This is a genomic window from Methylocaldum marinum (assembly GCF_003584645.1).
In the GTDB taxonomy this organism is placed as follows: domain Bacteria; phylum Pseudomonadota; class Gammaproteobacteria; order Methylococcales; family Methylococcaceae; genus Methylocaldum; species Methylocaldum marinum.
The window spans coordinates 3,915,753-3,941,651 of the sequence record NZ_AP017928.1; the positions used below are offsets into that span (position 1 = coordinate 3,915,753).

Annotated in this window: 30 protein-coding genes; 18 read left to right on the forward strand and 12 right to left on the reverse strand. The window is 57.6% G+C overall.

The window, feature by feature from the left end:
* Window positions 1-2 precede the first annotated feature (2 nt).
* The gene (locus sS8_RS17345) at window positions 3-488 is read left to right on the forward strand and encodes a hypothetical protein (protein WP_119630807.1); all 486 of its coding nucleotides are present in this window, start codon (window positions 3-5) and stop codon (window positions 486-488) included.
* A 14-nt stretch (window positions 489-502) separates the two neighbouring features.
* Here the strand turns inward: sS8_RS17345 and sS8_RS17350 are convergent.
* From sS8_RS17350 to sS8_RS17360, 3 genes are all read right to left on the reverse strand, one after another.
* Window positions 503-1,233, reverse strand: a protein-coding gene (locus tag sS8_RS17350; protein WP_119630809.1) for an IS1 family transposase whose coding sequence is annotated in 2 segments (ribosomal slippage) — window positions 503-969 and window positions 969-1,233 — 732 coding nt in all. Because the reading frame shifts where the segments join, the coding sequence is not laid out codon by codon here.
* Window positions 1,234-1,248: 15 nt separating this feature from the next.
* Window positions 1,249-1,722, reverse strand: coding sequence for a transposase family protein (locus tag sS8_RS17355; protein WP_119630811.1), 474 nt, complete (start codon window positions 1,720-1,722; stop codon window positions 1,249-1,251).
* Window positions 1,613-2,143 carry a helix-turn-helix domain-containing protein gene (locus sS8_RS17360; RefSeq protein ID WP_119630813.1) on the reverse strand — a complete coding sequence of 177 codons (531 nt, stop codon included), beginning with the start codon at window positions 2,141-2,143 and terminating at the stop codon, window positions 1,613-1,615. Before sS8_RS17360 ends, sS8_RS17355 begins: the two co-directional genes overlap by 110 nt.
* Before the next feature lie 78 nt (window positions 2,144-2,221).
* Here sS8_RS17360 and sS8_RS27735 point away from each other — a divergent pair, with 78 nt between their 5' ends.
* The 8 genes from sS8_RS27735 to sS8_RS17390 all read left to right on the forward strand — a co-directional run bounded on the left by sS8_RS27735 (window position 2,222) and on the right by sS8_RS17390 (window position 10,568).
* A complete protein-coding gene (locus tag sS8_RS27735; RefSeq protein ID WP_145986582.1) occupies window positions 2,222-2,602 on the forward strand; it encodes a hypothetical protein in 381 nt (126 codons plus the stop codon).
* Between the two features lie 550 nt (window positions 2,603-3,152).
* Window positions 3,153-3,368 (forward strand): hypothetical protein, encoded by a 216-nt coding sequence (locus sS8_RS28740; protein WP_197716560.1) that lies wholly within the window; start codon window positions 3,153-3,155, stop codon window positions 3,366-3,368.
* Window positions 3,365-3,625: a helix-turn-helix domain-containing protein gene (locus tag sS8_RS28745; RefSeq protein ID WP_197716561.1), complete on the forward strand. Its 261-nt coding sequence runs from the start codon at window positions 3,365-3,367 to the stop codon at window positions 3,623-3,625. Before sS8_RS28740 ends, sS8_RS28745 begins: the two co-directional genes overlap by 4 nt.
* Before the next feature lie 457 nt (window positions 3,626-4,082).
* On the forward strand, window positions 4,083-4,598 hold the full coding sequence (locus tag sS8_RS17370) for a hypothetical protein (RefSeq protein WP_197716562.1): 516 nt from the start codon (window positions 4,083-4,085) through the stop codon (window positions 4,596-4,598).
* A gap of 272 nt (window positions 4,599-4,870) precedes the next feature.
* Window positions 4,871-5,296, forward strand: coding sequence for a DcrB-related protein (locus tag sS8_RS28240; RefSeq protein ID WP_170161140.1), 426 nt, complete (start codon window positions 4,871-4,873; stop codon window positions 5,294-5,296).
* Between the two features lie 3 nt (window positions 5,297-5,299).
* Window positions 5,300-9,643: an RHS repeat-associated core domain-containing protein gene (locus tag sS8_RS17380; protein WP_119630818.1), complete on the forward strand. Its 4,344-nt coding sequence runs from the start codon at window positions 5,300-5,302 to the stop codon at window positions 9,641-9,643.
* Window positions 9,644-9,681: 38 nt separating this feature from the next.
* Window positions 9,682-10,158 (forward strand): helix-turn-helix domain-containing protein, encoded by a 477-nt coding sequence (locus tag sS8_RS17385; RefSeq protein ID WP_119630820.1) that lies wholly within the window; start codon window positions 9,682-9,684, stop codon window positions 10,156-10,158.
* Window positions 10,155-10,568: a transposase family protein gene (locus sS8_RS17390; RefSeq protein WP_119630822.1), complete on the forward strand. Its 414-nt coding sequence runs from the start codon at window positions 10,155-10,157 to the stop codon at window positions 10,566-10,568. The genes sS8_RS17385 and sS8_RS17390 overlap by 4 nt, the downstream gene beginning before the upstream one ends.
* Before the next feature lie 51 nt (window positions 10,569-10,619).
* Here sS8_RS17390 and sS8_RS17395 read toward each other — a convergent pair whose 3' ends face one another.
* Window positions 10,620-11,870, reverse strand: a complete 1,251-nt coding sequence (locus tag sS8_RS17395) for an ISL3 family transposase (RefSeq protein ID WP_119630824.1) — start codon at window positions 11,868-11,870, stop codon at window positions 10,620-10,622.
* A gap of 411 nt (window positions 11,871-12,281) precedes the next feature.
* Between sS8_RS17395 and sS8_RS27740 the strand changes: the two genes are divergently transcribed.
* The 8 genes from sS8_RS27740 (at window position 12,282) to sS8_RS17430 (ending at window position 16,751) form a co-directional block, all read left to right on the forward strand.
* Window positions 12,282-12,818 carry a hypothetical protein gene (locus sS8_RS27740; RefSeq protein WP_170161141.1) on the forward strand — a complete coding sequence of 179 codons (537 nt, stop codon included), beginning with the start codon at window positions 12,282-12,284 and terminating at the stop codon, window positions 12,816-12,818.
* A complete protein-coding gene (locus sS8_RS28245; protein ID WP_170161142.1) occupies window positions 12,766-13,710 on the forward strand; it encodes an RHS repeat-associated core domain-containing protein in 945 nt (314 codons plus the stop codon). The genes sS8_RS27740 and sS8_RS28245 overlap by 53 nt, the downstream gene beginning before the upstream one ends.
* Window positions 13,711-13,716: 6 nt before the next feature.
* Window positions 13,717-14,028 (forward strand): hypothetical protein, encoded by a 312-nt coding sequence (locus tag sS8_RS17405; RefSeq protein ID WP_119630826.1) that lies wholly within the window; start codon window positions 13,717-13,719, stop codon window positions 14,026-14,028.
* Window positions 14,029-14,107: 79 nt separating this feature from the next.
* On the forward strand, window positions 14,108-14,782 hold the full coding sequence (locus tag sS8_RS30010) for an RHS repeat-associated core domain-containing protein (protein ID WP_119630828.1): 675 nt from the start codon (window positions 14,108-14,110) through the stop codon (window positions 14,780-14,782).
* Between the two features lie 27 nt (window positions 14,783-14,809).
* Window positions 14,810-15,043 carry a hypothetical protein gene (locus sS8_RS17415; protein WP_119630830.1) on the forward strand — a complete coding sequence of 78 codons (234 nt, stop codon included), beginning with the start codon at window positions 14,810-14,812 and terminating at the stop codon, window positions 15,041-15,043.
* 375 nt (window positions 15,044-15,418) lie between these two features.
* Window positions 15,419-15,730, forward strand: coding sequence for a transposase (locus sS8_RS28750; RefSeq protein WP_197716563.1), 312 nt, complete (start codon window positions 15,419-15,421; stop codon window positions 15,728-15,730).
* A gap of 27 nt (window positions 15,731-15,757) precedes the next feature.
* A complete protein-coding gene (locus tag sS8_RS30015) occupies window positions 15,758-16,231 on the forward strand; it encodes a hypothetical protein (RefSeq protein WP_197716564.1) in 474 nt (157 codons plus the stop codon).
* A gap of 223 nt (window positions 16,232-16,454) precedes the next feature.
* Window positions 16,455-16,751 (forward strand): hypothetical protein, encoded by a 297-nt coding sequence (locus tag sS8_RS17430; protein WP_119630834.1) that lies wholly within the window; start codon window positions 16,455-16,457, stop codon window positions 16,749-16,751.
* Between the two features lie 556 nt (window positions 16,752-17,307).
* On the opposite strand, the gene tatC is transcribed toward sS8_RS17430, so the two are convergent.
* The 5 genes from tatC to sS8_RS17460 all read right to left on the reverse strand — a co-directional run bounded on the left by tatC (window position 17,308) and on the right by sS8_RS17460 (window position 20,978).
* Window positions 17,308-18,093, reverse strand: coding sequence for a twin-arginine translocase subunit TatC (gene tatC, locus sS8_RS17440; protein WP_119630838.1), 786 nt, complete (start codon window positions 18,091-18,093; stop codon window positions 17,308-17,310).
* 56 nt (window positions 18,094-18,149) lie between these two features.
* On the reverse strand, window positions 18,150-18,533 hold the full coding sequence (locus tag sS8_RS17445) for a Sec-independent protein translocase subunit TatA/TatB (RefSeq protein ID WP_119630840.1): 384 nt from the start codon (window positions 18,531-18,533) through the stop codon (window positions 18,150-18,152).
* A gap of 13 nt (window positions 18,534-18,546) precedes the next feature.
* A complete protein-coding gene (tatA, locus tag sS8_RS17450) occupies window positions 18,547-18,759 on the reverse strand; it encodes a twin-arginine translocase TatA/TatE family subunit (RefSeq protein WP_119630842.1) in 213 nt (70 codons plus the stop codon).
* A gap of 127 nt (window positions 18,760-18,886) precedes the next feature.
* Entirely contained in the window at window positions 18,887-19,453 is a 567-nt protein-coding gene (locus sS8_RS17455) for a VPLPA-CTERM sorting domain-containing protein (RefSeq protein WP_119630844.1), read from the reverse strand.
* Window positions 19,454-19,535: 82 nt separating this feature from the next.
* Window positions 19,536-20,978, reverse strand: a complete 1,443-nt coding sequence (locus tag sS8_RS17460) for a PhoX family protein (protein WP_119630846.1) — start codon at window positions 20,976-20,978, stop codon at window positions 19,536-19,538.
* Window positions 20,979-21,413: 435 nt separating this feature from the next.
* Between sS8_RS17460 and sS8_RS17465 the strand changes: the two genes are divergently transcribed.
* Window positions 21,414-22,517 carry a YkgJ family cysteine cluster protein gene (locus sS8_RS17465; protein ID WP_119630848.1) on the forward strand — a complete coding sequence of 368 codons (1,104 nt, stop codon included), beginning with the start codon at window positions 21,414-21,416 and terminating at the stop codon, window positions 22,515-22,517.
* A 281-nt stretch (window positions 22,518-22,798) separates the two neighbouring features.
* Here the strand turns inward: sS8_RS17465 and sS8_RS17470 are convergent, their stop codons facing one another.
* From sS8_RS17470 to sS8_RS17480, 3 genes are read right to left on the reverse strand one after another with little or no spacing between them, the layout of a single operon-like run.
* Entirely contained in the window at window positions 22,799-23,857 is a 1,059-nt protein-coding gene (locus sS8_RS17470; protein WP_119630850.1) for a DUF475 domain-containing protein, read from the reverse strand.
* Window positions 23,858-23,898: 41 nt separating this feature from the next.
* A complete protein-coding gene (locus sS8_RS17475; RefSeq protein ID WP_119630852.1) occupies window positions 23,899-24,768 on the reverse strand; it encodes an HpcH/HpaI aldolase/citrate lyase family protein in 870 nt (289 codons plus the stop codon).
* Entirely contained in the window at window positions 24,761-25,897 is a 1,137-nt protein-coding gene (locus tag sS8_RS17480; protein WP_119630854.1) for a cysteine protease StiP family protein, read from the reverse strand. Before sS8_RS17480 ends, sS8_RS17475 begins: the two co-directional genes overlap by 8 nt.
* Window positions 25,898-25,899: the final 2 nt, after the last annotated feature.

Here is a 25,899-nt window from a genome sequence, read left to right on the forward strand (position 1 = left end):
TAATGAACATAGACCTAAGACAGCAGATTCTGTCAGATATCACAAAGAGTTATCATAATCTTTCATTTCCGAACTTTTCCTTCATTCTTGAAAGACACAAAGCAGGATATTATTCGGATCTTATCGCCAAATTAAAGGCCACTTTTTCTCTTACAGATAACTCAGACTTTAACTATCACCAATGTTATTCCTTTAGTCTAAAAGCAGGCTCTCAGGAGTGGGGATTAGAGTTATCTCTTGTTGGACGTTACGGATTTTGCCAGCGGCACGGCCACGATAATATAGTCTTGACTGAAAAGACTCCTAAAAACAAAATCGAACATGGCCTGATCGATACGCTATGTAATCAAAACGTTATACTTCTATCTATGGAAGATCTGAAAACAGATTTAGGAATTTTCTTAGTTGATGAGGATATGTCTCTAGGGCACAGTGGTTTTGTGTTTAATCTATTATTCTGGCGAGAACGTTATATCGACGATCTATAATAGACGGTGGCGGGTCAATTTAGTTGAAAGCAGTGGCGATTAATGAAGAGGCCGATCACCCCATCGTGAAGCAACTCAGATTTTGAAAAGCAGATCGTTTTGCGAGTTAAGCGCTTGATGCGAGTGCGTAACAAAAGGTTTTTGTTTTCGATCTTTTGCGTATATTTCTTACCAATGACGTGCTTGTTTGCCGGAATGAACGCAGCATAGCTTGGCCAATCATCGGTGTAATAGGTTCGAATATTGAAAACGCGCAGATTGGCGATCAATTGTTCGCAAACGTCCTCTTTGCGCCGCCCAAACACAAAGGACAAAATGCATCCGGTGGCGGCGTCGATGGCGTACCAGAGCCAACGTGGGTTCTTCTTGCGAGCCACATAGCTCCACTGTTCGTCCGCCTGAGCATCCATCGGCGAATCAAAGAGATGCCTGATTTCCACGGCGATTTCCCGAGAGCCGATGTAAGGATTCACCGTGACCACTTCGGTGGACTTTTTTTCAGTGTAGACATGACTGTGTTTTTCCCAATCCCGAGAACACGAGCGGTATCTCGAATACCACTGCCATTCATCGCCATGTCAACAATCTGTTCTTTGATACCGGACTCGTAGGCCCGGTAAATGTATTCGGTCTTGAAGGTGCGCCCACAGTGCTTGCAACGAAAGCGGGGGTAACCATTCTGTGTACCATAGCGCACCACATCGGAACTTTTACAGTATTTGCACGGAATCGTTTGATAGGCCATTGGTCCAGTCAATGCTTAAGCTAAGAAATAATTGTACATTGTAGTATATAAACTACTTAAACCCACCACCAAGCAGTGGAAGAACTTCATGCCACCGATGGCATGCTCAACGATGACCCGCGTGGCGGCTTGTTTTCTGTTCTGTTTCTTCTGCTCAGGCGTCAATGTCGGATTAGGGTTTTTCTTGGATTTTCTGGGTTTCTTGTGGGGTAGATATATTTGGGTACTTTGATAATCTTTGTCCGCGCCCAGAAATCCTAAGTCAAGCCATAAATTGACCTTCTCGAACCACGCTGAACCCGGTGTGAAGACGTCTTTCATGAGTGTGTAGTCATGTACGCTGCCTGCCACAATGCGGCACAAAAACAATATCCTTCGATTAAAGTCGGAGATTACGAGGGATTTGAGCGTATGTCTTTTTTTTTCCGCTGTAATGCTTTTCCTGTTCAGTTTCATCTTGGGGTCGAACGCAAGCGACCTCCACGCCATCGATCGCTATGTTCTTATATTGATCAATGAGTTGAGAGAATTCTTCTGGGGTTGTTAGCGTGCGCTCCGGCATGACGTTGAGGATTGTCAACGCTCGTCCCAAAACCGGCAGCAACCGGTCGATGTGGGCATGGGCATGTCCGCCACTGAAACCGAAATGAAAGCCCAGAACGTCAAAAGTGGGATAGGTTTTCAGATAGTACAAAACGAAAAACAGCTTTTTCTCGTAAGAATCAAGATAACCTTTAGGGCCGCCCTGTTTGACGTGTTTTATCTCGCCCTTTTCGACACGCTCTCGATCGATGGCGAGAGCGGCCGACTCGAATACTTTGACGAGGGCTGTGAACTTCGCCTTGGGCATTCCAATCAACGATGCCACGATGCGGTCATCGGTTATTTGGCTAAATTTTTCGTAGATCATGGAAGGTTTTTATATTTGGATTTGTTTAAGAAACAATTGGGCTATCAATACCATGCATTAGCATCAGGTACAACTCTAATGAATATCCAAGTCCTTGAAGTGCACAAACGCGATTGTCTGGAGGTCGTATTCCAGGGAGATATTGGTCGAGGTATAGCCAACTGGATTGGCCCGTGTCCGGAGGTGAACGCAAGTTATGAGGTTGAGCTGGAAATCCATGAAGTACTAAAGTGGGGTGAATCGATTATACCGGCTGGTAATGATATTGAACTGATTGAACAAACCAAGATGGGATATTCGATCGTAGGCAAAGTCATAACCGTTGAGGCTGACGGGTGTATAGCAGTTAGGCTTTCTGGGAGTATCGTCTTAGTTGAAACAGAGGGCACTCCTTCAGGATATTCCGGATATGTAAACATCAAGACATCGACATTGTCTTTTTACCCTGTACATACCTAGCTGAGGGGCCACAAAGGGTAGAGTAGAGAGCAGGCTTCCGGCTTCCGCCACAAAGGGGTCAGGTCTTGCAACCCAGCCCTTTTAAGGTGTCCGCTATTGATCCCGGAGCCCGCGTAGGATGCGGTGACGAAGGAACCGCATCGTTCGTGTTGGTCTTCCGATGCGTCTCCAATTGCAAACGGCGTCTTTGGGAGCGCCGAAGTCACCCTTCCAATCGCAAACGGTTGGTTTAGCTGCAACCTTTTCTTCGTCGGTACATTTCACGCAATCGGAGCACCGAAAGCTCTATAGGGTCAGTTCTAACATTCCAACATACTCCCCCCATTCTCGCTATACTCGCTCTATGGCTAGACCCCTACGATTGGAATTTGCGGGCACTCGGTACCCTGTGACTTCGAGAGGCGACAGGCGCGAGGACCTCTATCTGGATGATGCGGACCGGACGCCGTGGCTGGACGTCGTCGGCAATACAAGGCGATTTTGGTCCAGAAGGACACCTACCTTGCTGGAACTGACTAGATAGGTTGTTCTGAATCCGCTGAGAGCGCGGATGATTGAAAGACTCGAAGATCGGCCCTGGAGCCGCTATCGGGCCATGGTCGGCGAAGCGAATGCGCCGGACTGGCTGGATGCGGATGGGATGCTCAGCCAGTTTGGGCGGGAACGCAAGAGCGCGATCGAGGCCTACCGACGATTTGTCAAGGACGGGCAGAGGGCTGCCCAGTCCTCTGGATCAGACCCGGCATCAAGGGTTGTTGGGCGATGATGCTTTCGTCGAGCGCTACCGGCAGGACAAGAAGCCCGAGCCCCGAGGAACTCCGGGAAGTCTCCAAAGCCCCTCGGCGGTCTATCGCTCTGCCCCTTGACGACTATCGGCAACGCTATCCGGACAGAAACGAAGCAATGGCGCGGGCCTACTTGTCCGGCGCCTACACCCTGTCGGAGATCGGCGCTCATTTCGGCGTTCAATATAGGACGGTGAGCCGAGCTGTGCGAAGACTGGAGCAGAATGACCGGGATTAATGTTGGACTGTTAGAACTGACCCTGTTTTCCTTCCCAACAGTCAGCATACCTTTTTAAAAAGCGTCATTGATGAGGGATCATCGCTTCACTTTGCACAGAGCGATGACCGCGTGTGTCCGTGCTGAAGGTGGTCGGTCTTCCATTTTCCGTTGAATGTACGAAATCCGCGCAGGTGAGCCGCCAAAAGACTCGGCTATCTCCTCGAACGAATCGGCTTGGCCGCCGAAGGAGCCCGACGTCAATCCGGCACGACAGGCCGCCAATTCCAGTCGCAGTTGTTTGGTTATGGTTTCGAAGCGAGCGGTGCAAGATCAAGCATTAACCCTATTTTCCCACTCGGCAGAGGGGAAAGGACCTCAAATACTGGACAGAGTTATGCAGACTATTACGGAGGCTGGTATGACAAGGCATTTCCGTCCAAGAAACCGAAGTGAGCTGAGTGCCCGGTTAGGCCGAATGAGTCTGGCCGCCTGGTTGATCGCATGGGGCGGAGCAAACGCTCAAACCGAGGAAAAATCCATGAAACATTCACCGTTATCTCTTTGGCAGGTCGTTGCCGTATTAACCGAGCAATCGCCGTACACCAAAGCCAAGATTGAAGGCTTGCTGCCGGTGACGCTCGTCGAAACAAATAATGCCGGCGGCAACGAAATTTTCCAATTTTTCAAGAGCGACCCTGTTTTGTTGAACGACGGTTCGGTGATCCTCAACATCGACCTGCGAATCAAACGTCAAGGGAGCCATCCCGGCTTCTTGGTCCTGGAGCTCGGTGGAACCTGCGTCCCGCTGGAGGAGGTCCGCAGCCATTATGGCGATCTCCAGATTACCGACATACCTCGCGGCCATTCCTTAGACGAAGAGACTTCCTACACGGCCTATCTGCCTTGGGGAAAATTGTCTTTCGGCTTTGCCGAGCGCAACCCGGATTGTTTAGCCTCGGTTGTTTTCAATCCTAAAACAACCGGCAGGTGACTGAGCGTTACGAGACATTCCCGAGATTCGATATGGATAAGATCGGTTCTGGTCATGGCCCTACATATGCCTTGGAGATGCCTCCGAACGTGAACGGGTCCGCACGGATTGGCCGGACCGACACGGAACGCCTCTCGATGCCCCTTGCCTCACCTCGAGCGCGTGTCCTTACAACCGCGACGACGTTGGAAACGGTCGCGAAAAAACGCTTAAGCAGCCCTCCGGCCGTCATTTTAGAACTTCAACCAATCCAACCGATAAGCGAGACCGTCATGGAAAACATCGGCGAAGGCGTCCTGGCCCTCCCGGCCGAGTGGCATAACGCGAGCCTCCATATCTTCACCGCCCAGCCGCCCGGCTCACCGGGCCTGAGCATTACCGTCAACCGCGACCGGCTGCCGTTCGGCACCGCCCTGGAAACCTACGCCGAAGACCAGCTCGAAAAGCTCCGGCATCAGCTCAAGGCCTTCGAGCTCAAGGCTAAAGAGGCCTTTCAGCTGGACGGGCGCCCCGCCTGCGCCTTGGAATTCGTCTGGCACACCGACGACGCCGGTCCGGTGCACCAGCTCCTGGTGTGCGTGGCCGACGGCCAGAAGCTGCTGAATTTCGCCGCTTCCAGCCAGGGGCTGATGAACGCGTCGCAGCGCGCCGAAGTCCGCCGCATCCTGTTGTCGTTCCGCTTCCACCCCGCGGCCTGACCGATGGCCCTTACCGCCGAGCAACGGATCACCGCCGTCCAGGCGCAGGCGCCGGATGTCGAAACCGGCGAGCGGATCGCCGCACTCTCCCACACCGGCGCCCTCGCCGCCGGGGCGGCCCTCGCCGCCAAGGGCGGCTGGGTCGGGCTGACCGCCTACGGCGCCGGCATGGCCGGGGCCTATGCCGGCGACTGGGCGGCCGACAAGCTGGGCCTCGCCGAGGTCGCCGCCGACGGTCTCGCCGCCTTCGGGCTGCGGACGATCGGGCAGGGCGGCCCCCATCCCGGCGTGGTCGGCTGCCAGGTCGCCCATAACCACGGCTTCGCCGGCTTCCTCGCCACCGTGGCCGTGGGTGCCCTGGCGGCGGTAGCGGTCGGGGCGCTGGTGGTTGCCACCGGCGGCGCGGCCGCGGTCGCCCTGATCGGTGCCGCCGCGGCCGGCGGCTTTGCCGGGGGACTGGTGGGCGGCGCCCTAGGTGGGGCGCTGGCGCAAATGGGCGCCCGCACCGGCCCGATCTCCACCGGCTCCCCGGATGTGCTGATCGCCGGCAAACCGGTCGCGCGCATGACCGATACCGCCGCCTGCAGCAAGGAATCCGCGCCTTCCCCGCTCATCGAAGGCAGCGAGACCATCTTCGTCAACAACCTGCCGATGGCGCGGGTGGGCCACCGGCTCGCCTGCGGCGCGGTGCTCGACGAAGGCGTCGATTCGGTGTTCATGGACCACACCACCGTCGCCTGCGCCGAGCCCGCCCCGGCCATCCCGGTCTGGGGCCGGGTCCTGGTCGACGGGCTCGGCATCCTGCCGCTCGGCAAGTTCGCGGCGGGGCTCGGCCGGCGCGCCAACCGTACCGCCTCGGTCCGCGCCGCCGGCACCCCCCGCCGGTGCCAGACTCATTGCGGCGATCCGGTGAACGTCGCCACCGGCGAATTCGTCGAGTGGCGCACCGACATCGACCTCCCCGGCGTGCTCCCGTTCCAGCTCCGGCGCAGCTACCGGACCCGCGCGGACGCGGCGACCCGGAGCCTCTTCGGCCCCCAGTGGTGCGATTCCCTCACCGTCACGCTGGTGCGGCGCGGCGACCTTATCGACTATCACGACGACGAAGGCGTGTGCTGGACCTTCGATGCCCCTTATGCGGTGCTCGACGCCCATCATCTCAAGGCGCCTCACCTGGCGCTGCGGGACACCCGCGACGCCCCCGAACTGCACGATCGCGAGACCGGCGCCCGCTATCATTTCGACTGGCGGGGCGACACCGCCCGGCTGAGCCGGGTCGAGGACGGCTACGGCAACCATTACCGCCTGCACTATCGGCGGGAGCGCCCGGTGCGGCTCGAACACAGCGACGGCTACACCCTCGATTTCGCCTGGCGGCCCGAGGGCACCCTGGGCGCGGTGTGGCTGCACGAGCCCGACGCTCCGCCGGTGGAACTGGTTCGCTATCAGCACGACGCCCGGGGCCGGCTGATCCGGAGTCAAAGCGACGCCAGCGGCCACCTGGTCTACGCCTACGACGAGCGCCACCGGCTCATTGCCTGGGGCGACAGCGGCCGGACCTCGGTTCAGCTCCGGTATGACGCAGCGGGCTGGGTGACCCGGGTCGACACGCCGCACGGCATCCATGCCGCCCGCTTCGAGTACGACCGCCCCGCGCGGATCACCCGGGTGTGGCTCGACGGCGCCTGCACGACCTACCACGCCACGGCCGACGGGCTCGTCACCCGGGTGATCGATCCCCTGGGCGCGGAGACCGTCACCGCCTGGGATGCCTACCAGCGGAAAGTGAGCGAGACCGACCCGCTCGGCCGGGTCACCCGCTACGCCTACACCGACGACGGCGGGCTCCGGGGCATCACCGACCCGTGCGGCCGCACCACCCGCTTCACCTATGATGAGGCCGGCAACCGCCTCCGGCTCGAGACGCCGGACGGGCAGCGCTGGCACTGGACCTACGATGCCGCCGGGAATCTCCGCACCGAACAGACCCCGGACGGCTTGGTCACCCGCCTGGAACGGGACGCCCGCGGCCGGCTCATCCGCCACAGCCGGCCGGACCGGAGCGAAACCCGGTTCCACTACGATGCCCTGGGCCGGCCCTGCGGCGTGACCGCCCCCAACGGCGGCGAGACCCGCTGGGCCCAGGACCGGCTCGGCCGGGTGTTCGAAACGACCGATGCCGAAGGCGCCCTGACCCGCTACGCCTACCCGCCGGAGTCCGACGGCGCGGCGCCCAAGGCCCGCGGCCATACCGCGCCGAGCCGGGTGATCCTCGCCAACGGCGACACCTGGACCTACCGCTACGACGCCGAGGGTCTCCCGAACGCCGTCACCGATGCCGCCGGCCACACCCGACGGTACCGCTGGGGCGCTTACGATCTGCTGGAAAGCCATAGCGACCCCTTGGGCGGCGTCACCCGCTACCGCTACGACGCCCAGGCCCGGCTCGCCGCCGTCACCAACGCCCTCGGCCAGACCTGGCGCTACACTTACGACCCGGCCGGCCGCTGCGTCCAGGAAACCGACTTCGCCGGACGTATCACCCGCTATCGCTACGATGCCGCCGGCCGCCTGCTGGTGAAGACCGCGCCCGACGGCCACGACTATTGCTACACCTGGGACGAGCGCGACCGCCTGACCCGCATCGACGCCGGCGACAGCCGCATCGACTACGCCTACGACGAACCCGGCCGCCTCACCCGCGCCGCGCTGTACCGGGGCGACATCCTCGAGAGCGAGACCTGCTTGCGCTACGACCCGCACGGGAGGCTGCTGGAAGAAACCCAAGGGCCGCACCGCATCGCCTGGCGCTACGACGCCTGCGGCCGCCTCGCCGGGCGCACCACCCCGCTGGGCACGGTGGCCTACGATTACGACGCCCTGGGACTGCTCGACGCCCTCACCGGCCCCCGCGGCGAGGTGCATGTCCAGCGCGACCGCCTGGGCCGTACCCTTCAGCGCAGCAGCCGGCCCTTCGGACCCGACGGCCAGCCGGTCCTCGTGCCGGGGCCGCAGTTCCACCTCACCCAGCGCTTCGACGCCGCCGGGCACCTCCTCGCCCAGGCACTCCGCGGCGACGGCCTCCCGTCGGCCCAGCGCCGCTACCACTGGCAGCACGGCCGGCTGATCGGCCTCGACGACGCCCGCTTCGGACGCACCCGCTACCGCTATGACGCCCGCGACCAGGTGCTCGAGGCCCGGTACGACCCCGGCCCGGGCTACGGCCCCACGCTCGGCGGCCTCTCGCCCGGCCCCGGCCCGCAGCCGGGCGTCACCGCGGAAACCTTCGGCTACGATGCCTTGGGCAACCTCTGCGGACAGCACACCCCGCAGGCGCACGCGGACCAAACCTACACCCCGGCCGGCAGCGTCGCCCGCCGCGGCCAGACCGAGTACCGCTACGACGAACGCGGCCGCACCACCTGCCGCACCGAGCACCGCCCGGGGTTTCGGCCGCACACCTGGCACTACCGCTGGGACGCCTTCGACCGCCTGATCCAGGTCCACACCCCGGACGGCCAGGTCTGGCGCTACACCTACGACGCCTTCGGCCGGCGCCTCGCCAAACACTGCCTCACCCCAGGCCGCGCCGGCCGGCGCCGGCCCCTGGTCGAAGCCCAGTATCTCTGGGACGGCCCCAACCTCGCGGTCGAATGGCGACGCTACGGGACGACTGACGCGGCGGCCGCCCCCACCGAAACCCGCGAATGGCATCACGAGCCCGGCACTTTCGTGCCCCTGGCCCTGGCTTACCAACGCGAGCAAGCCCGCCCCGCCTGGCTGCATGTCATCACCGACCCGCTCGGCACCCCGCGGGAACTCGTCAGCGACGACGGCGAGGTCGTCTGGGCCGGCCGGCTGCGCACCTGGGGCCGGCTCGACCGCTGGGCGGTCAAGGACGATGACACCCGCCTGGCCCGCCGCCTCCCGCGGGGCTACCGGACCGCCGCCAACGACCCCTACATCGAGGTCGAGCTGCGCTTTCAGAACCAGTGGGAAGACCCGGAAACCGGGCTGTACTACAACTACCAGCGCTACTATGATCCCGACACCGGGCAATACCTGAGTCCCGATCCCATCGGCCTCCGGGGCGGGCTCCGGCCGCACGGGTACGTGCACAATCCCGTGGGCTGGGTCGATCCGTGGGGGTTGGCGGGGTGTCCGCAGACCTTTCCTAATCAGCTTCCTCGTTTCTTGAGTGAAGAATTGGTTCAAGCAGAGCGGCTTGGTGTGCGACCGATTCAACCATCCCATCACGATTTTGCCGAACTGGCAAATTCTGGCTCTCTCGGATTTGCCGTGGCAAACCCTATATCTAGTAGACATTATCGGAAACTAGCATGGTAGTCTGTCATTGAATAACGAAGAGAACTAAGGGCAAGAGTATGGTTTCCTACGAAGACGTGAAGCAAAAGCCGAAGACATTGATGGCCATGACCAGTCTGAAGGCCTCCGAGTTTGAGGAACTCTTGGTTTCTTTTGCGGCGACAGGGGACGAAGAAACCGGCAAGAACCTGACTAAAGGAGGGCGTCCGCCGATTATCGCGAGCATGGCCGACCGGCTGCTGTTCATCCTGTTCTATCTGAAGACCTACCCTCTGCAAGAGGTCATCGCGCATCTGTTCGGCATGAGCCAACCCCAGGCCAACTTCACGATCCACCGGTTGAGCAGGGTGCTCAACAAGACACTTGACGCCCGCGGGCACAAGCCCGCCCGGCTCACCGAGGAGATGCTGTCCAGGCTGGAGCAGGAGACGCGGCAGGACTTGGGCATAGACGGAACGGAAAGGCGCATCAACCGCCCCGTCAACGACCTGGGGCAACGCATCCACTACAGCGGTAAAAAAAATGCCACACCGTGAAGAACAACCTTGTCGGCGGCCTGGAGGACCGGCAGGTCAAGTACTTGGGCTCGACCCATGAGGGCAAGAAGCACGACAAGAAGATCTGCGACGAAGAAGGGACCCGGTTCTCCGACGGCGTCGAGCTGTATCGCGACAGCGGCTTCCAGGGACACGAACTGGCGAATGTCACAGTCCACCAGCCGAAGAAGAGGCCGCGCAACGGCCGGCTTTCGGCCGACGACCAGGAGGCCAACCGGCTCCACTCAAGCATCCGCGTGATCATCGAACACATCCTCTCGGGAATCAAGCGGTGCCGCGTCGTCAAAGACGTGTTCAGGAACACCAAGGAAGGCTACGACGATGTCGTCATTGAATTGGCCTGCGGCCTGCACAATTACAGGCGCTACTGCCGAAACCAGAGTTATTGATAGCCGGCCATTTCCTCTGTTCCGGTTATGAAAGGTGGTTTCCGATAATGTCTAGTGATCTGCAAACAGTACTCGCCGCCCCTGAATGTCGAGCCAAATATGCTGGAACAGTCGTCCTAGATTATAAATTCCATAACAGCGGCGCTTAATCACCTTGATCTTGTTGTTGAGTCCTTCCACAAAACCGCTGGTTTCGCGCCGAACAAAGTAGTTGATAATGGGGTCGCGCCAATGGCCCCAAGTTGTGGCAAAAGCGGCAAAACAATTCAGACCTAATGCCGTGATGCGTTCCAGCCACTGCATTAAGGCCTGTTCCGCCTGGGCTTTGTTGATGCGGCTTTCAAAAATACCGGTCAGTACTTCACGTTGAATATAGACCTCTTTCAAGGTCGGTGCATGCTGAAAGAGTTGTAGCAAGACACCTTGCTGTTCCTCGCTTAAGGCTATCCAGGGTTTACGAAACGCCCACATCGCCCCTTTCAACTGCGCATAGTCATGCTCGGATAATGTCGTTTTCAAGCGCTTCATTTCGGCTTTGCGAGCTTTATCGGCGCAATCGCGGTAATGCTTGGCCACGTGAAAACGATCAACCACTATTGGCACGTTGGGTAGGGTTTCTTGAACCGCATTGCGGTAACCTTCATTCATGTCGATACAGACTTGGCGGACCTGCTCGCGTTGATCCGGTGGTAATGTCTCCAAAAAGGATTTGACCGTCTCTTTTTTCCTGTCCGGCAACACCGCCAGAATAAACTTCTCCCGCTTAACCGTAACACCCGAAATAATCACCACAAAGTCTTTATGCCCTTTCTTCAGCGCAATTTCGTCAATCCCAAGCAATTCCAAGTTTGGCACCGTTGACCAATCGACTTGCCGCTGAACATGGCGGTCGATGATGCCTTCGATGCACGCCACCGTGAGGTCGCGTTTCAAACTGACATCACTCAATGTACTGTTGACCAATTCCCGCAGAATCCAATGCTCGTAAGCCTTGGTATGGGGACTCTTCGGGTCATACCACTCACAACGCTGGGTCGTGGTCGGGCCTTTGTGGCAATGGGGGCATTGAAAACGTTTGGGCTTGATCCGAATCCAAACCGGCCGGTCAAAAATCGGCAGATGCCGCAAGGTAATCTCTTTATCGTAGCCGTGAAACTTATCAATCGTGCGCCCGCACCGACGACACACGGCAGTTTGGCTAGTGCTGACCACCGTAATCACCAAACCTTGAGGTGTTTGTTCGCAATGTTCTACCTGAACATTGGGCAGGTCTAAGGGTATCTGTATCTGCGGTTGAGTCATTTGAGCTTAAAAGAAAATCATGGCTTCCAGCAAAATATCAAAGCCGCTGACATTTCGCTATCCATTCCTTGGCATACTGCATGTAGTGTTTACCACGGGAAATATCGGAGAGCCCAAATTCTGGCCGAATTAAGTGGGCTGTTAACGAGGAAGGAGATCTTCTTGTAATGCCACATTCGGTTCAGGGCGAAGAAATTTCGCATGCGGTATTAACCGGTGGCAGACCGGTCCACGCCGCAGGTGAAGCAGATATTGTATTTGGAGGAGGGCTGAGCTACGGTGTCGAAATCACGCCGAGAAGTGGGCATTTCCATAACGGCGCAGATCCAAGAACCAACGCGAAAATTATTGAAATAGGTCGGGAGGCATTTCATCGATATGGAATTACATTTCCATAGCTCAGTGGAGTATATGAATCATGTTATAGAACTTGCTCCCAGCGAACTCAATGATTGGCTTGACGCTATATTGAATAATAGGTCGTATGCTCCAAAGAATTTCAATTGGTTAGGTTTAGCTGAAATATTGGCACGACGTGCGTTAGAGACTAGATCCCTACAATGGGCTCATCTTGCTATCAGAGTTTATGAATATAGAGCTCGATCTGCTGACAAAGATGAACGCGACTCGCTGTTATGTTCAGAGATGCGCGTACGAGTACATTTTATAAAGCAATTCGGATTGAGCAAGGAAGATGGTCTTCTTGATATAAATACAGTTGTGTCTTGGTTTATGGAAAACACAGATTGTTCTTTGGAATGGGCAAAGAATGTCTCGGATAACTGGCTTGATAAGCTTCAAAAAGGAGAGATTACCATTGAAACCATTAATGCTCTGCGCAAAATCAAGAATCGGATAAATATAGTTAAGAGTCTCGATTCGCTAGGTTTTCTCGATGGATATCCTGAAGTTAGACAATGGATTGCTCTATCATCTCAGCTTCCCTAATAGGGTGGTGAACAACTCAGAAGACCAGACCACCACAAAGGGGTCAGGTCTTGCAATCCCCTACGGCACCCCTAACCCGGCGGCGGCCGCCCCCACCAAAACCCGCGAATGGCATCACGAACCCGGCACTTTCGTGCCCCTGGCCCTGGCTTACCAACGCGAGCAAGCCCGCCCCGCCTGGCTGCACGTCATCACCGACCCGCTCGGCACCCCGCGGGAACTCGTCAGCGACGACGGCGAGGTCGTCTGGGCCGGCCAGCTGCGCACCTGGGGCCGGCTCGACCGCTGGGCGGTCAAGGACGATGACACCCGCCTGGCCCGCCGCCTCCCGCGGGGCTACCAGGCTGCCGCCAACGACCCCTACCTCGAGGTCGAGCTGCGCTTCCAGAACCCGTGGGAGGACCCGGAAAGCGGGCTGTACTACAACTACCAGCGCTACTATGATCCCGACACCGGGCAATACCTCAGCCCCGATCCGATTGGACTCCGGGGCGGCCTCCGGCCGCACGGGTACGTGCACAATCCCGTGGGCTGGGTCGATCCGTGGGGGTTGGCGGGGTGTCCGCTCAACCGGGCACGAGAGTTGGCCAACCAAATTCGCAGAGAATTGACGGGAATATTCAAATGCGTGGAATTTGCTAAGAAACTCAAGGAAGCAATTATCAAGGATGGGCATCACGCCGAGACGATTGAACTACGATCGGACACAGGTCTAATTTATTCAGATGCCGCGAAGAAACCAATCTCGGAGAATGGGTACCATATTGGAATTAAGGTTGGCGACCATGTGTTCGACAATTTAAATCCACGGAGAATCAAGATTGGCGAGTGGATGGATGATCTTGGAGTAGGTTTCCCGGGTATGAGGCCACCGGAAGTGAAGCCATTTTGAGGAGATATGAATACAATCGAGTTGATCAAGGCTATCGAGCGTCGCCCTGGCATGTACGTTGATAGCGATTCACTGCAAAGTCTCGTCTCATTCATTCGAGGCTACTACTTTGCTAGAAGCCAAAGTGGAGTTATCGATGAATATGATCGGCTATTCTCAGAAAAATTTTACCCTTGGCTAAAGGATAAATACTCTTTGCCAGGCGCAGCGTCGTGGGGTGATCTTATTCTAGAGATCGCCTCGATGCAGAATTTAGGAACCCTTGATGCTTTCTTTCGGGAATTCCATGATTTCCTGAAAAATTCTGGTGTTAGATAGCCTGGGTGCAACCATATGAGTCACGCAAGGTGGCTTTGCGCGGCTCGACCTCTAGCTAGTCAAGGAAAGCGACACCCGCCTGGCCCGCCGCCTCCCGCGAGGCTACCAGGCTGCCGCCAACGACCCCTACCTCCAGGTCGAGCTGCGCTTCCAGAACCAGTGGGAAAACCCGGAAAGCGGGTTGTACTACAACTACCAGCGCTACTATGATCCCGACACCGGGCAATACCTCAGCCCCGATCCGATTGGACTCCGGGGCGGGCTCCGGCCGCACGGGTACGTACACAATCCCGTGGGCTGGGTCGATCCGTGGGGGTTGAATAATTGTGCTGCAAACTCAGCACAGCCACATGCGTCAATCGCTGAACTACTTGAATCAGGATATTTACCAGGTGAGAAAGGCGTAATTATTACAGATGGATCAATCCGTTTCGGCGATGTATACAAGTTGAGTGAAAAGGCTGGTGTTGAGTTCTCTATCGTAAGGGAAAGTGTAGATGGTAAGTCTGTCACGAAATTTTATAGCGGAAGTGCTTGGAGCAGCCCCGCTCCCCGTGATGGCCGGCTAATTGGGCATACTCACCCGAATAAAAATGCTTATCAAAAGTGGCCCTCAGAAGCTGATATAAACATAATGAATGCTCGTTATTATCGAGAACTCGCAGTAAATCCATACGCACAGCCGAGACCGAGCCGGATTATTTGGGGTCCTGGAGACACTCACAACACGATATTCTGGCCGACTTTTAGGTAAAGCTAGGATGCATAGGAGTAAAATGAAATGGCAGATGCATTATTAGATGAACGCATTGAAAGCATCTTATTCGGGCAAGGCCTACAGGTCGATGACTATTTTATTGAACAAACCCCGGTATCCGAAGTAATTTGTTACAAGAATCAAGATGGCAGGATCTTTGATCTGATAATAGACGACTCGGAATTAGCCATCGGAGCTATGCAAAGGCTCAAGAGTTTAGGGGTCAAAATGGTTAGGTTAGGAGAGCAGCCCTTTTAAGGTGTCCGCTATTGATCCCGGAGCAACTTGTACGTGGAGACATGGGGCTGTTTGGGATCATCCGGGTTTTTCTGCAGAGGCTTTTTGGGGCCGCGTCCATGTTTTTTGAGGCTGTCCAAGCGGACGTTGCGAAGCCAGCCCGCGTAGGATGCGGTGACGAAGGAACCGCATCGTTCGTATTGGTCTTCCGATGCGTCTCCAATCGCAAACGGTTGGTTTAGCTGCAACCTTTTCTTCGTCGGTACATTTCACGCAATCGGAGCACCGAAAGGTCTATAGGGTCAGTTCTAACATTCCAACATACTCCCCCATTCTCGCTATACTCGCTCCATAGCTAGACCCCTACGATTGGAATTTGCGGGCGCTCGGTACCCTGTGACTTCGAGAGGCGACAGGCGCGAGGACCTCTATCTGGATGATGCGGACCGGACGGCGTGGCTGGACGTCGTCGGCAATGTCTGCGCCCGCTTCAGCTGGATCGTGCAGGCCTATTGTCAGATGACCCACCACTATCACCTGCTCGTGGAAACGGTCGACGGAAATCTGTCCAAAGGCATGCGCCAATTGAACGGTGTCTATACGCAGCGTTTCAATCGCCGCCATGGCAGGGTGGGACACCTGTTCCAGGGGCGCTACAAGGCGATTTTGGTCCAGAAGGACACCTACTTGCTGGAACTGACTAGATAGGTTGTTCTGAATCCGCTGAGAGCGCGGATGATCGAAAGACTCGAAGATTGGCCCTGGAGCAGCTATCGGTCCATGGTTGGCGAAGCGAATGCGCCGGACTGGCTGGATGCGGATGGGCTGCTCAGCCAGTTTGGGCGGGAACGCAAGAGCGCGATCGAGTCCTACCGACGATTTGTCAAGGACGGCAGAGGGCTGCCCAGTCCTCTGGATCAGACCCGGCATCAATGGTTGTTGGGCGATGATGCTTTCGTCGAGCGCTACCGGCAGGACAAGAAGCCCGAGGAACTCCGGGAAGTCTCCAAAGCCCATCGGCGGTCTATCGCTCTGCCCCTTGACGACTATCGGCAACGCTATCCGGACAGAAACGAAGCAATGGCGCGGGCCTACTTGTCCGGCGCCTACACCCTGTCGGAGATATGTATCTGCCAACCCTGGCCAAGAACAATCTGTCGGCACTGGAACCTGGCCATCTCCGGGTGTGTTCTCATATGGCATGGCTGATGAAGCACAAGTTCATCCAGGTGATGGCGGTGCAAACAAGCGTTGATGAATATCCCTGTCCTGCGGCTGCGCAAGAGGCATCATTGCTTGATTTTTTCTCGAACGATGACCGCCTGGCTCCGTGCTGAAACGGTGCTCCGCCGGAAAGCCTTGCTTGCTGTCTCCGCTTCCCTCAAGCTAAGCACTGATCCAGGACTGATTAAATCCTCAAGTAGGAGGAGCCATGTTGCTTCGCATCTGGTGGTTGATCACCCTTCTCCTGACCGCACTCGGCCTCGTGATGGGCGGCGCGCACGTGTTGGAGCTACCGGCGCGGATGCAGTATGAGCCGCAGCTCTATCTGCGTGTCACCAGCACGCTCTACCGCTTCTTCGGTCTTGTAGGCGGACCCCTTCAAGTGCTGGCGCTCCTCTTCTCAATTGGGCTCGTGTGGTTCATCCGCGCTCGCGCGGCGTTCCGCTCCACGCTTGTCGGAACGCTCAGTCTCGCGCTCTCCCTGCTGCTCTGGTTCAGCCGGTGAATGCCGCATGGCTGGAGGCGCTTCGCACCCGCCCCAGCGAGGCGGTGCAAGCATATGCGCAACTGCGGGATCGTTGGGAGGCCGGGCATGTTGCGGCGTTTACGGCGTGGCTGTCTGGATTCACGCTGCTGCTGTACGGCGTACTTCGAGAAATTCCCTGGCTCTCCTCCCGGGCCTAGCGAATAAGGTTACTAATGGTCAAGAAAGCAAAGCCAGAAAAGCGCCCTCTCCCTCTGGGAGAGGGTTGGGGTGAGGGCGATTCGAATAGGACTTTACGTTCTTTACGCACAGTAACTGCCCGGGAATCGCGCCGCCATCCGAACCGGCTGTCGGACCAGCCCGGCGTCGAACTGTGAAAATCGCTTTTGGGATTTCAGGGGCGCCGTGCCTATGCGTGCGAGGAAAGTTCACCGACGGGAGATCATCGGTAGGCTTGGGGAAGGGGATTCCAAGGGGTTCTTTGAATGTCTGGGCGATGGTGGCCGCGACACCAAGGCACATCGCGCGGATACCGGCCGCCCGGCATGGATCGGGCTAGCGGAGTTTTGTGGCGGCATTACTGCATTGCCTGTTTACGCTCCTCGAAAAGCGCGTCCGCACGGGTGATCTTTATTAAGAGTATCGACAATTCATACAGCAGCACGATAGGCGTGCCGAGCGCGATTTGGGAGATCAGATCCGGCGGCGTAATGAATGCGGCGACAAGAAAAATTCCGATGATTGCATGGCGTCGGTGCTCGATCAGCGAACTCGAGGAAATCATGCCGACTTTGGCCATGACCATCAGGAGGACGGGCAATTCGAAACACAGGCCGAAGGCTATGATCAGCTGGATCGAAATGCTCAGATACTCGCTTATGCGTGCTTCGAGTTCAACGGCCAGCGCGGATTCTCCGCTCAACGATTCAAAGCTGAGAAAAAACGACCAGGCCAGCGGCATGACGACGTAATAAGCCACGGCCGCTCCGGCCAGGAATTGAATCGGCGTCATCAGAATCAACGGAAACAGCGACTTCCGTTCATGGGAGTACAACCCCGGAGCCAAGAATCGCCAAACTTGAATCAAAACCAACGGAATCGAAAAAAAGGACGCCGAAAAAAACGATAACTTCAGATAAGTAAAAAAAGCTTCATGCAAGCCCGTATATATCATCCGGCGGTTTTCGACCACTCCGAATGCCCTTTCCAGCGGTTCCAGCAGAAACGAATAGATCTGGTTCGAGAACTCGTAACTGACCGCAAATGCGATTGCAAAGAACAACAGGCAGTAAAGCAGCCTCCTGCGTAGCTCTATTAGGTGCGTAAGCAAGGGCGCTTTCGAAAGATCAAGGTTTTCACTCATGCTTCAGGAGTATCCTGCGGCTAATCTCAACAGCCCGACCGCGACAAGCGTGAACGCTATTCGGATTTTTCCTCGGCTGCCTTTCGTTCGGCTGCCAACCGTTTCAGCTCTTGTACTCGGCGGTCGTGCTCCTCGCGCCTCTTGCTGTATTCTTCGGCGGTCATCGAGCCCGGCACATACGCTTCGGGAAAATATTCCGGCAGATTGCGGATTTCGTCCGGTACGTAGCCGACCCAGGAATCCTTAGTATCGGCACCGCTGGCCCGATCGATTTCCTTTTCCAAGGTTCCGAGACCGATTTGAATATCGCGGTATGCCGATTTCATGCCTCTGACTATTCTGCCGGCCGAGTGCATCAGCCTTGGCAGGTCCTTAGGCCCGACTACTATCAAAGCCAGCACGCCGCAAAATGCCAGCTCCATCCAACCTAGATCAAACATTTGCAAAACCCGGTTAGACGTTTTCTTTTTCCGGCCTGCCCGATTCCGCCTTGGGTCCGGATTGACCCGAGGCCTGCGTTCTTTCAAGTTCGTCGTCCCTCAGGCCGGATTTGAAATTCTTTATGCCTGCCGCCAGATCCGACATCAGCGCGGGTATCTTGCCGCGGCCGAACATCAGCAAGAACAGAACCGCGACCAGCATCAGTTGCCAAATGCTTAAACCCATCCTGCTTCTCTCCGGTGCTTTGTGAAATCGGGTGTCAATGATAGACAGCCGACTGTTTCAACTTTATGACTTTTCGTGCCGCAGCAACCGGGCACCCGGTTGTGCCCGGTTGCCTGATTCGTTGCGTTCAAGCTGCTGTATAGCGCCTCGACCAGCCTGCCAAAGCAGTGAGGCCGGTCAGGAACAACCACACCGCGGCAGGCAACGGAACAGCCGAAACGTTGACGGTCATCTCGTATTGATAAGGACCGGAAAAACCGAAATCGGAACCGCCCACGGCAATCGTGTAGGTACCGGCGGTTGCTAAGAATACGTCTTCCAGAGTACTGCCGGCGAAACCGAAATTCGGCGTACCGTCAATGAACGTACCCAATTCGGAGGTGATCGGGTCCCGAAAGCTGGCGGCATTATCGAAGGCAAAGCCGACAGAGTCGGAAACCGAGCCTTGATACACGCTGATGCCGAAATCGATTTGGGAGCCGACGTTCACTGAGAGATAGCCGGGCTGGTCGATGGTCAGCGTCCAGAAATCCACGCCGTTGGATGCGGGGTTGTTCAGTACCCAGCCGTCCGCGGTCGATACGTCATCCGAGAATGCGCCACCGCCGGTCACATCGCCGGTAATACTGGCGTTGGCAATGGAAGCAGTCGTTAACAACGCAACGATGCTTGTTACGCGAAAAAGATGGTTCATCGTAAAACTCCAGTGTTGTTGAATCGAAGCGTTGAACAGGAATCACGTCCCTGTAGATTCCTGAATGCAACAATGGATTGGGTTACAGCGAACCGTTTTCCCAAGGACCGGTGATGGCGAATGTAACGCCCGGGGTTTGGATGTTGACGAAAAGCCAGCGTCCGTCGAATGTCGCGCCGGCCCACTCGCTGCCGGTGAAATTGCCGGTGGGGCTCGACAGGAAACCGGCTTTGGTTCCCGGATAGGCAGCATCGATCGCGTCGATCCAGCCGGCCTGAAAATTCAGGCGGTTTTCGGCGAACGTGAAGGTTTCGCCGGACTGAGTCAATGCAACCAAACGCTTGGGATCGGAACTGCCATCTTCGCACATCAGTATCGAGCCTCTCGGGCTGACCGCGATATTGTCCGGCCCGCTGACTACGGAAGCATTTGGCGAGTTGAAGACTACCGTGCAGGTTTCCTTGCGCGGGTCGTAGCACAGGATTTGTCCGGCTCCGGACGGGCCGCCGGAGGTCGCACAGAAATAGATCTTCCCTTGATCGTACCAGCAGCCTTCGCCGCGGCGAATGATCGCCGCCTGGTCGGCTTGAGAAAAGCAGGATTCGCTTTTTGCATCGGGATCGGCGATTTCCTGCCAGGTGACGTTCCACACCGTACCTTCGGCAGCACTGCGGGTTTCAACGCGTGCGGTATTGTCCAGCACCATCGCATAGAGCTTGCCGCCGGATTTTAAATCACCCCAGGCCCCCGCCGGCTCGAATTTGTAAAAGCCCGAATTGGAGGTATCTTCGGTCTCGTAAACGAAGCCGGTCGCCGGATCGACCGCAGCCGCTTCATGGCTGAAACGGCCCATTTCGCGGATCGGTTCACCGTCCGAAATGCCGAAACCGGGTACTTCGAAAACGTAACCGTGGTTGAAGCCCTGATTGCCCACGCCCCAGTTATGGAAAGTTTCCTCGCACGACAGCCATGTGCCCCACGGCGTAATACCGCCCGCGCAATTACGGATACAACCGCCGAGGCTGTTATAAGAGGAAACGAACTTGCCGTTGACCACATCGAACAGGAGATTGCTGTTACCGCCCCCCTGCGACGGGTTGTAGACACCCCGGGATCCCACCGGGTGAGTATTGCGCCCAGATGTTCGATTGACTTCGTGGTTGCGGACCAGAGCAATCGTGTTTCCGCGCGCGGCGACTACGCCCATCCCGTCATGATTGGAATTGGTGATGGTACCGTCGCTTTGCGGCTGACCGGTCCAGCCGTACGAGAAATACACGAAACCTGCCGGCAACGCCAACAGAGGCAAACCCGTCACTTCGCAGTTGGTCGGTTGCAGCGGACCGTAATCATCCGAGAAAGGCAATTGCGCCGCTCCGGCACGGCTCGACAGAGCCGCAAAGGCCGTCGATGCGGCGACGGCCGCACCGCCTTTGACGAAATCCCGGCGGTTGATGACGGGTTCAACAAGCGGTTGCGCCGAAAGGGTTTCTGCGACAGCGTTATTCGTATCTGTTCTCTTCATTCGCTTTGACCTCTCAAAGTTGTAAATCGGAAGGATTTTTTGATGAGGGGGGAGGTAAGGCTCCGCAAACCGTTACCCGATTCACATATTGCTGACAAAAGTTGTCAGAATCGTTAATTTCTTATTGCGGTTTTGTAACGGAAGGCCGTCGGTGCCTGGGCCTGGTCGAATTGTTAGTACCGTAGGGGGAGACCGTCCACGGGCGTTGCTCCTTCCAATCGCAAACGGTGTCTCCGGGAGCGCCGGAGCCACCCTTCCAGCTCGAATGGGCGCCGGGCGGTTCGGCTGGCTGCCAAGCACGTCCTGAACGGGGCCCGAGGGCGTGTCCTGAGCTCGGGCGAATCAGCGGTTCCAGTCGAATCGCCCTACAGCAGTGCCTTGAAGACGAACCCGGCGTCCCCTGGTAATATGCGCCAGGATTTTTCAGTACCCAGCATGACCGAGTTCCTCCGCCGCCCGACCCACCGATACGACGATCCACTCGCGCTCGTATGGATCGCCTGTGCCGAACGCGTAGGCTTCCGCATCGAACGCACGCCGCACGCCTATGCCTCAACCGACGGCCGCGGCACGATCCTGATCGGCACCGACGACATTCTCGACCCCGACGATTCTCTGGCGCAGATGATTCTTCACGAGTTATGTCACGCTCTGGTGGAGGGCGAAACCGGCGAAAGACGGGTGGACTGGGGCCTCGGCGGCAGCGGGGGGCGGAATCCGTGGCGCGAGCATGCCTGTCTGCGGTTGCAGGCTTATCTGGCCGACGGCGTGGGGCTGCGGGATTTCTTCGCACCGACCACGGATTTCCGTGTGAGCTTTTGGGAGTCGCTGTCGGCAGACCCTTTCACGGCACCGCCTAAGGACGGCGGTCGCCGCGAGCGTAGCTGCGTGGCCGCGCGCCGCGCCGCCTGGCAGGCGTCGCAGCGCCGTTGGGCGCCCCACCTCGGTGAGGCGCTGACCGCCACCGCGGCTATCGCGGCGTTGGTACCGCGAACTAAAAGCAATAGCCCGGCCAGGTCGGGCACCGGTATCGAGGCAACCGCGATGCCTTCGCTCTGGGGGACGGTAGCCGAACCGCCGCCACAGCACCCGGCGGGGCACGCGTCCATTGCGGCTTATCACGCCGGGCGCGGCTGCGCCGACTGTGCCTGGGCGTTTGGCGAACGGCGGGGACTACGCTGCCGGCACGCGCCCGGCGTGCGGCTACCGAATGACGCGCCGGCCTGTGTGCGCTTCGAACCGGCGGACGAACTCGACTGCCTCAGCTGCGGCGCCTGTTGCCGCGAAGCTTACGATTCGGTGGAAATTTCCAGACGCGAGCCGGTGATCAAGCGTCATCCCGCCCTGGTCGTCGTCGACGGCACTCGAAGCAAGTTGCTGCGGCACGGCACTCGCTGCGCCGCGCTGTCCGGAGGGGGCACCCCCACCGAAACTTACGCCTGCGCGATCTACCCGGATCGTCCGAAAACCTGCCGCGAGTTCACCCTCGGCAGCGGCAACTGTCTCGATGCACGTCGCCGGGTCGGTCTTTCGCTATGAAATGTCCGGTGGGGGGACGATCAGTTTCACGTGGAGAACCGATCCAAAACCTTCCTAACTCCAAGAGGTTTTATTCCAAACCGCTTTCAATAAGGCATTCATTTTTTGTAGGGTGGGTTAGGCCGCGAGGCCGTAAAACCCACCGCGCGACCTCGATTCGGTGGGTTACGCGGAGCTTGTCCTGAGCTCCGTCGAAGGGCTAACCCACCCTACGATTCATGTTCAGTCGAATGCCGAACGGCATTACTCGGCACTTGCTCAAGCTTTACCCGGCAAACATTCTATTTGGGAGTTTCGTTGACCTGAGATCCCTGGTATCGCACCGAGGAGACGACGGCCAACACGATGAACGTGACGCCGATCAAGCCGGTAACGACTTCCGAGACGTGGTAATAGATGCTGCCGAGCATGATCGCGGCGAGGGCGCCGATAGCCCAGTGAGCGCCGTGTTCCAGATAGACGTATTCGTCCAGGGTTCCCTTGTTGACCAGGAATACCGTCAGGGAACGCACGAACATGGCGCCGATGGCCAGGCCCAACATGATGATCACGACGTCGCGGGTGATGGCGAAGGCCCCGATGACGCCGTCAAAGGAAAATGAAGCATCCAATACTTCAAGATAAAGGAACCCCGCGATGCCGGCGCGTTTGGCGGTTCCTACCGCCGCTTCGCCTTCCTCCTCGCTCTCGAAAAGGCTATCCAAGCTGCTGACGGCGACATAAAGGACCACGCCGGCCACGCCCGCGGCCAAAACGGTCGAGCGGACGCTGTCGTCGATCGGCAGATAACGCTGCAACAGGAACAGGACGATCAGCGCGCACATGACCTCCACTGAATCGAGTTTTCCGAACGACGCCAGTTTCTTCTCGATGATGGCGATCCAATGCACGTCTTTGGCTTCATCCATCATATAGGTGAAAAATACCAGCAGCAGGAACATGCCGCCGAACGCGGCAATGCCGGCGTGACTGGCCTCCAGATGCTTGGCGTATTCCTCGGGGTGGTTTAGAGCCATCAGCGCGACATCGCCCATTCCTTGCCCGCTGGCCACCGAAACAATGATGATCGGGAAAATCAGGCGCATTCCGAATACCGCGATCAGAATACCCACGGTCAGAAAGATCTGCTGCCATTTGGCATCCATGTCTTTCAACACGGAAGCGTTCACCACCGCATTGTCGAACGACAGGCTGACTTCCATGACCCCTAAAATCAGAGCCAGCAGAACCGCCGATAAGCCCGCTCCCCAGGGATCGGCTTCGGGATGGCGCATTCCCCAGAAAAAGGCGCCGATTAAACAGACGATCGTGATCAAAATCGAATAACGGAAGTCTTTCATTAGAGATATCTTTCTTGGTGGGTAGTTCTTGTTGGATGATTTTAGGAAAAAACATCGGATTGCTCGACGATATGTCGCGCCCATGAACTATGTGTCGCCACTTCGCACATGGAGCCCCCAAAATGGAACACGGCCCGGTCACTCTGCAGAATGAGCCGCGCCGCTTCCAGGTCGCTCGGAGCGATTCGATATCCGGCTTCGATCAGCGGAACCTGGCTGGGATGAATGGCGGTTTTTCCGCACAAACCGTGGGCAATGTCCTCTTTCACTTCGGCCTGCAGAATCTCCGGGCAGTCGATGTGTTCGAACACCGGCGCGGTTAGCTCGAAACCGTAGGGTTTGAATACGGTGACGATCTGAGCGATGGTGTGTCCGATCGGCGTCCGGTAGATCGTCATGTCGCGGGGACGCCGGATTCCCAGGATCGACAACAGGTCGTTACCCCCGATGCGCAAGGCGAGAATCCGCTTCTCCAAGCCGTGCTCCAGCAAATGATCCCGAAAAGCGGCCATCTTTCGAACGTCGAAAGCATCCTTGGTTTCGAGGGTCGGCATGGTGAGGTAAGTGGTACCCTGCACTAGGCCCATGTAGCTGTCCACCGTACTACGATCGACCTTGGGAAACACGAAGCCGTCAAGTTTCTCCACGCCGGGCAGGGACAAGATACGCTCGAGGATGTCCGGGTTGCGGACCCGAACGAAACGCAATAAACGACTGGCGGCAGACATCTGACCGAGACAGTCGCCCAGGTTTCGGAGTGCGTGTTCGAGCGCTGCAGGGGCGATCGCATCCTCCGTGCAGAAAATGACCGAACGCAGCTCCGGCCATCTGTGGCCGTTGGCGATGTCCAGCAATGCCCGATGGTTTGCCGGCACGTATAAGGAAGCCCCCAATCGATGTGCATTAAGCATCGGTTATACCTTTTATGAGAGAAACCGCCCGGTAGGGCAGAGCCGTTTCCGTCGTCCAGACCACCCCTTTTTCGCGGGCCAGCTGGAGAAGATGGGCCACTGCCGGATCCTTTTCGTCGCGAACGATGACGCGCTCGGGGACGCGTCGCAACAGAACCCGGGTGGCTTCGCCGATACCGGGCTTGACGAAATTGTGTTCCGCAATGCCGAAACGCGTTCTTATGTCTTCGAGCAGCCGCTGCGAGCGGCTGTGCCCCGATTCGGGATCGACCGGTGTCGGAGAAGGTGTATGCCCCTGGTTTACCCATTCGGACACATCCTTCAGAATTTCCTCGATAAACCACGCCGACAGGTCGTGCGGCTCGAATTCCCGGTAATAAACGCAAGCGTGGAAGTCATTGGGGCCGATTTGTCCGTTCAGAATGGAACGGCTGATCAGCCCCGACACCGTGGAATTCAAAATGCTCGACGGTATCAGGTAGTCGTCGTCGGAGGGAGCGATTCCCACGCCGGCGAGATCGGTCAACACGAACAGAGTGGAATCCAGGCGCGTACCGTGGCACGCATTGAAGTCGTGCGCATATTTGTGCAGTTCGCGGGCAATCACGCCCTTGCCGCTCCAGCCGTCGACGAAGACGATGCCGCCTTCGGACCGAGCCTCGTCATCGAGCATGAAGCGAAGTGCATTGGCGTCCACGCCCCGGTCGCGGATGATGGAAATGGAATAATGCTCGGCGTCCCGCCCGAAAAACCGCCGCAAGACGTGCTTGAGCGCCACTCCGATCGGCGTGCCGGCCCGCGCCAGCGAGACCAGCGTGATTTCGCCGTTCCGACGCGCTCCGATGATGGCCGCGAGATTGAGCAGATCCAAGGCCATGCGGCGCCGGTTGAGGGCGAACGCTTCCCGGAATATGTCCATGTAGCGTGGCGACGGCAGATTCTCGGGGCTGAGCATTTCGCTGTAGTGGCGCCGGCCGCTCTGGATCAGGCGTTCCTTTTCCGCGATGCCGATAGGCTCGATGCTGATCGGCTTCAGCAGAAACTTCACATCCTCGAGGCGGTAACTGCCCGAAAAAAATGCGGCCGGCTTCGGCCCGGCGGCCGTTCGGTGCAAATTCCGGTGCGACATGA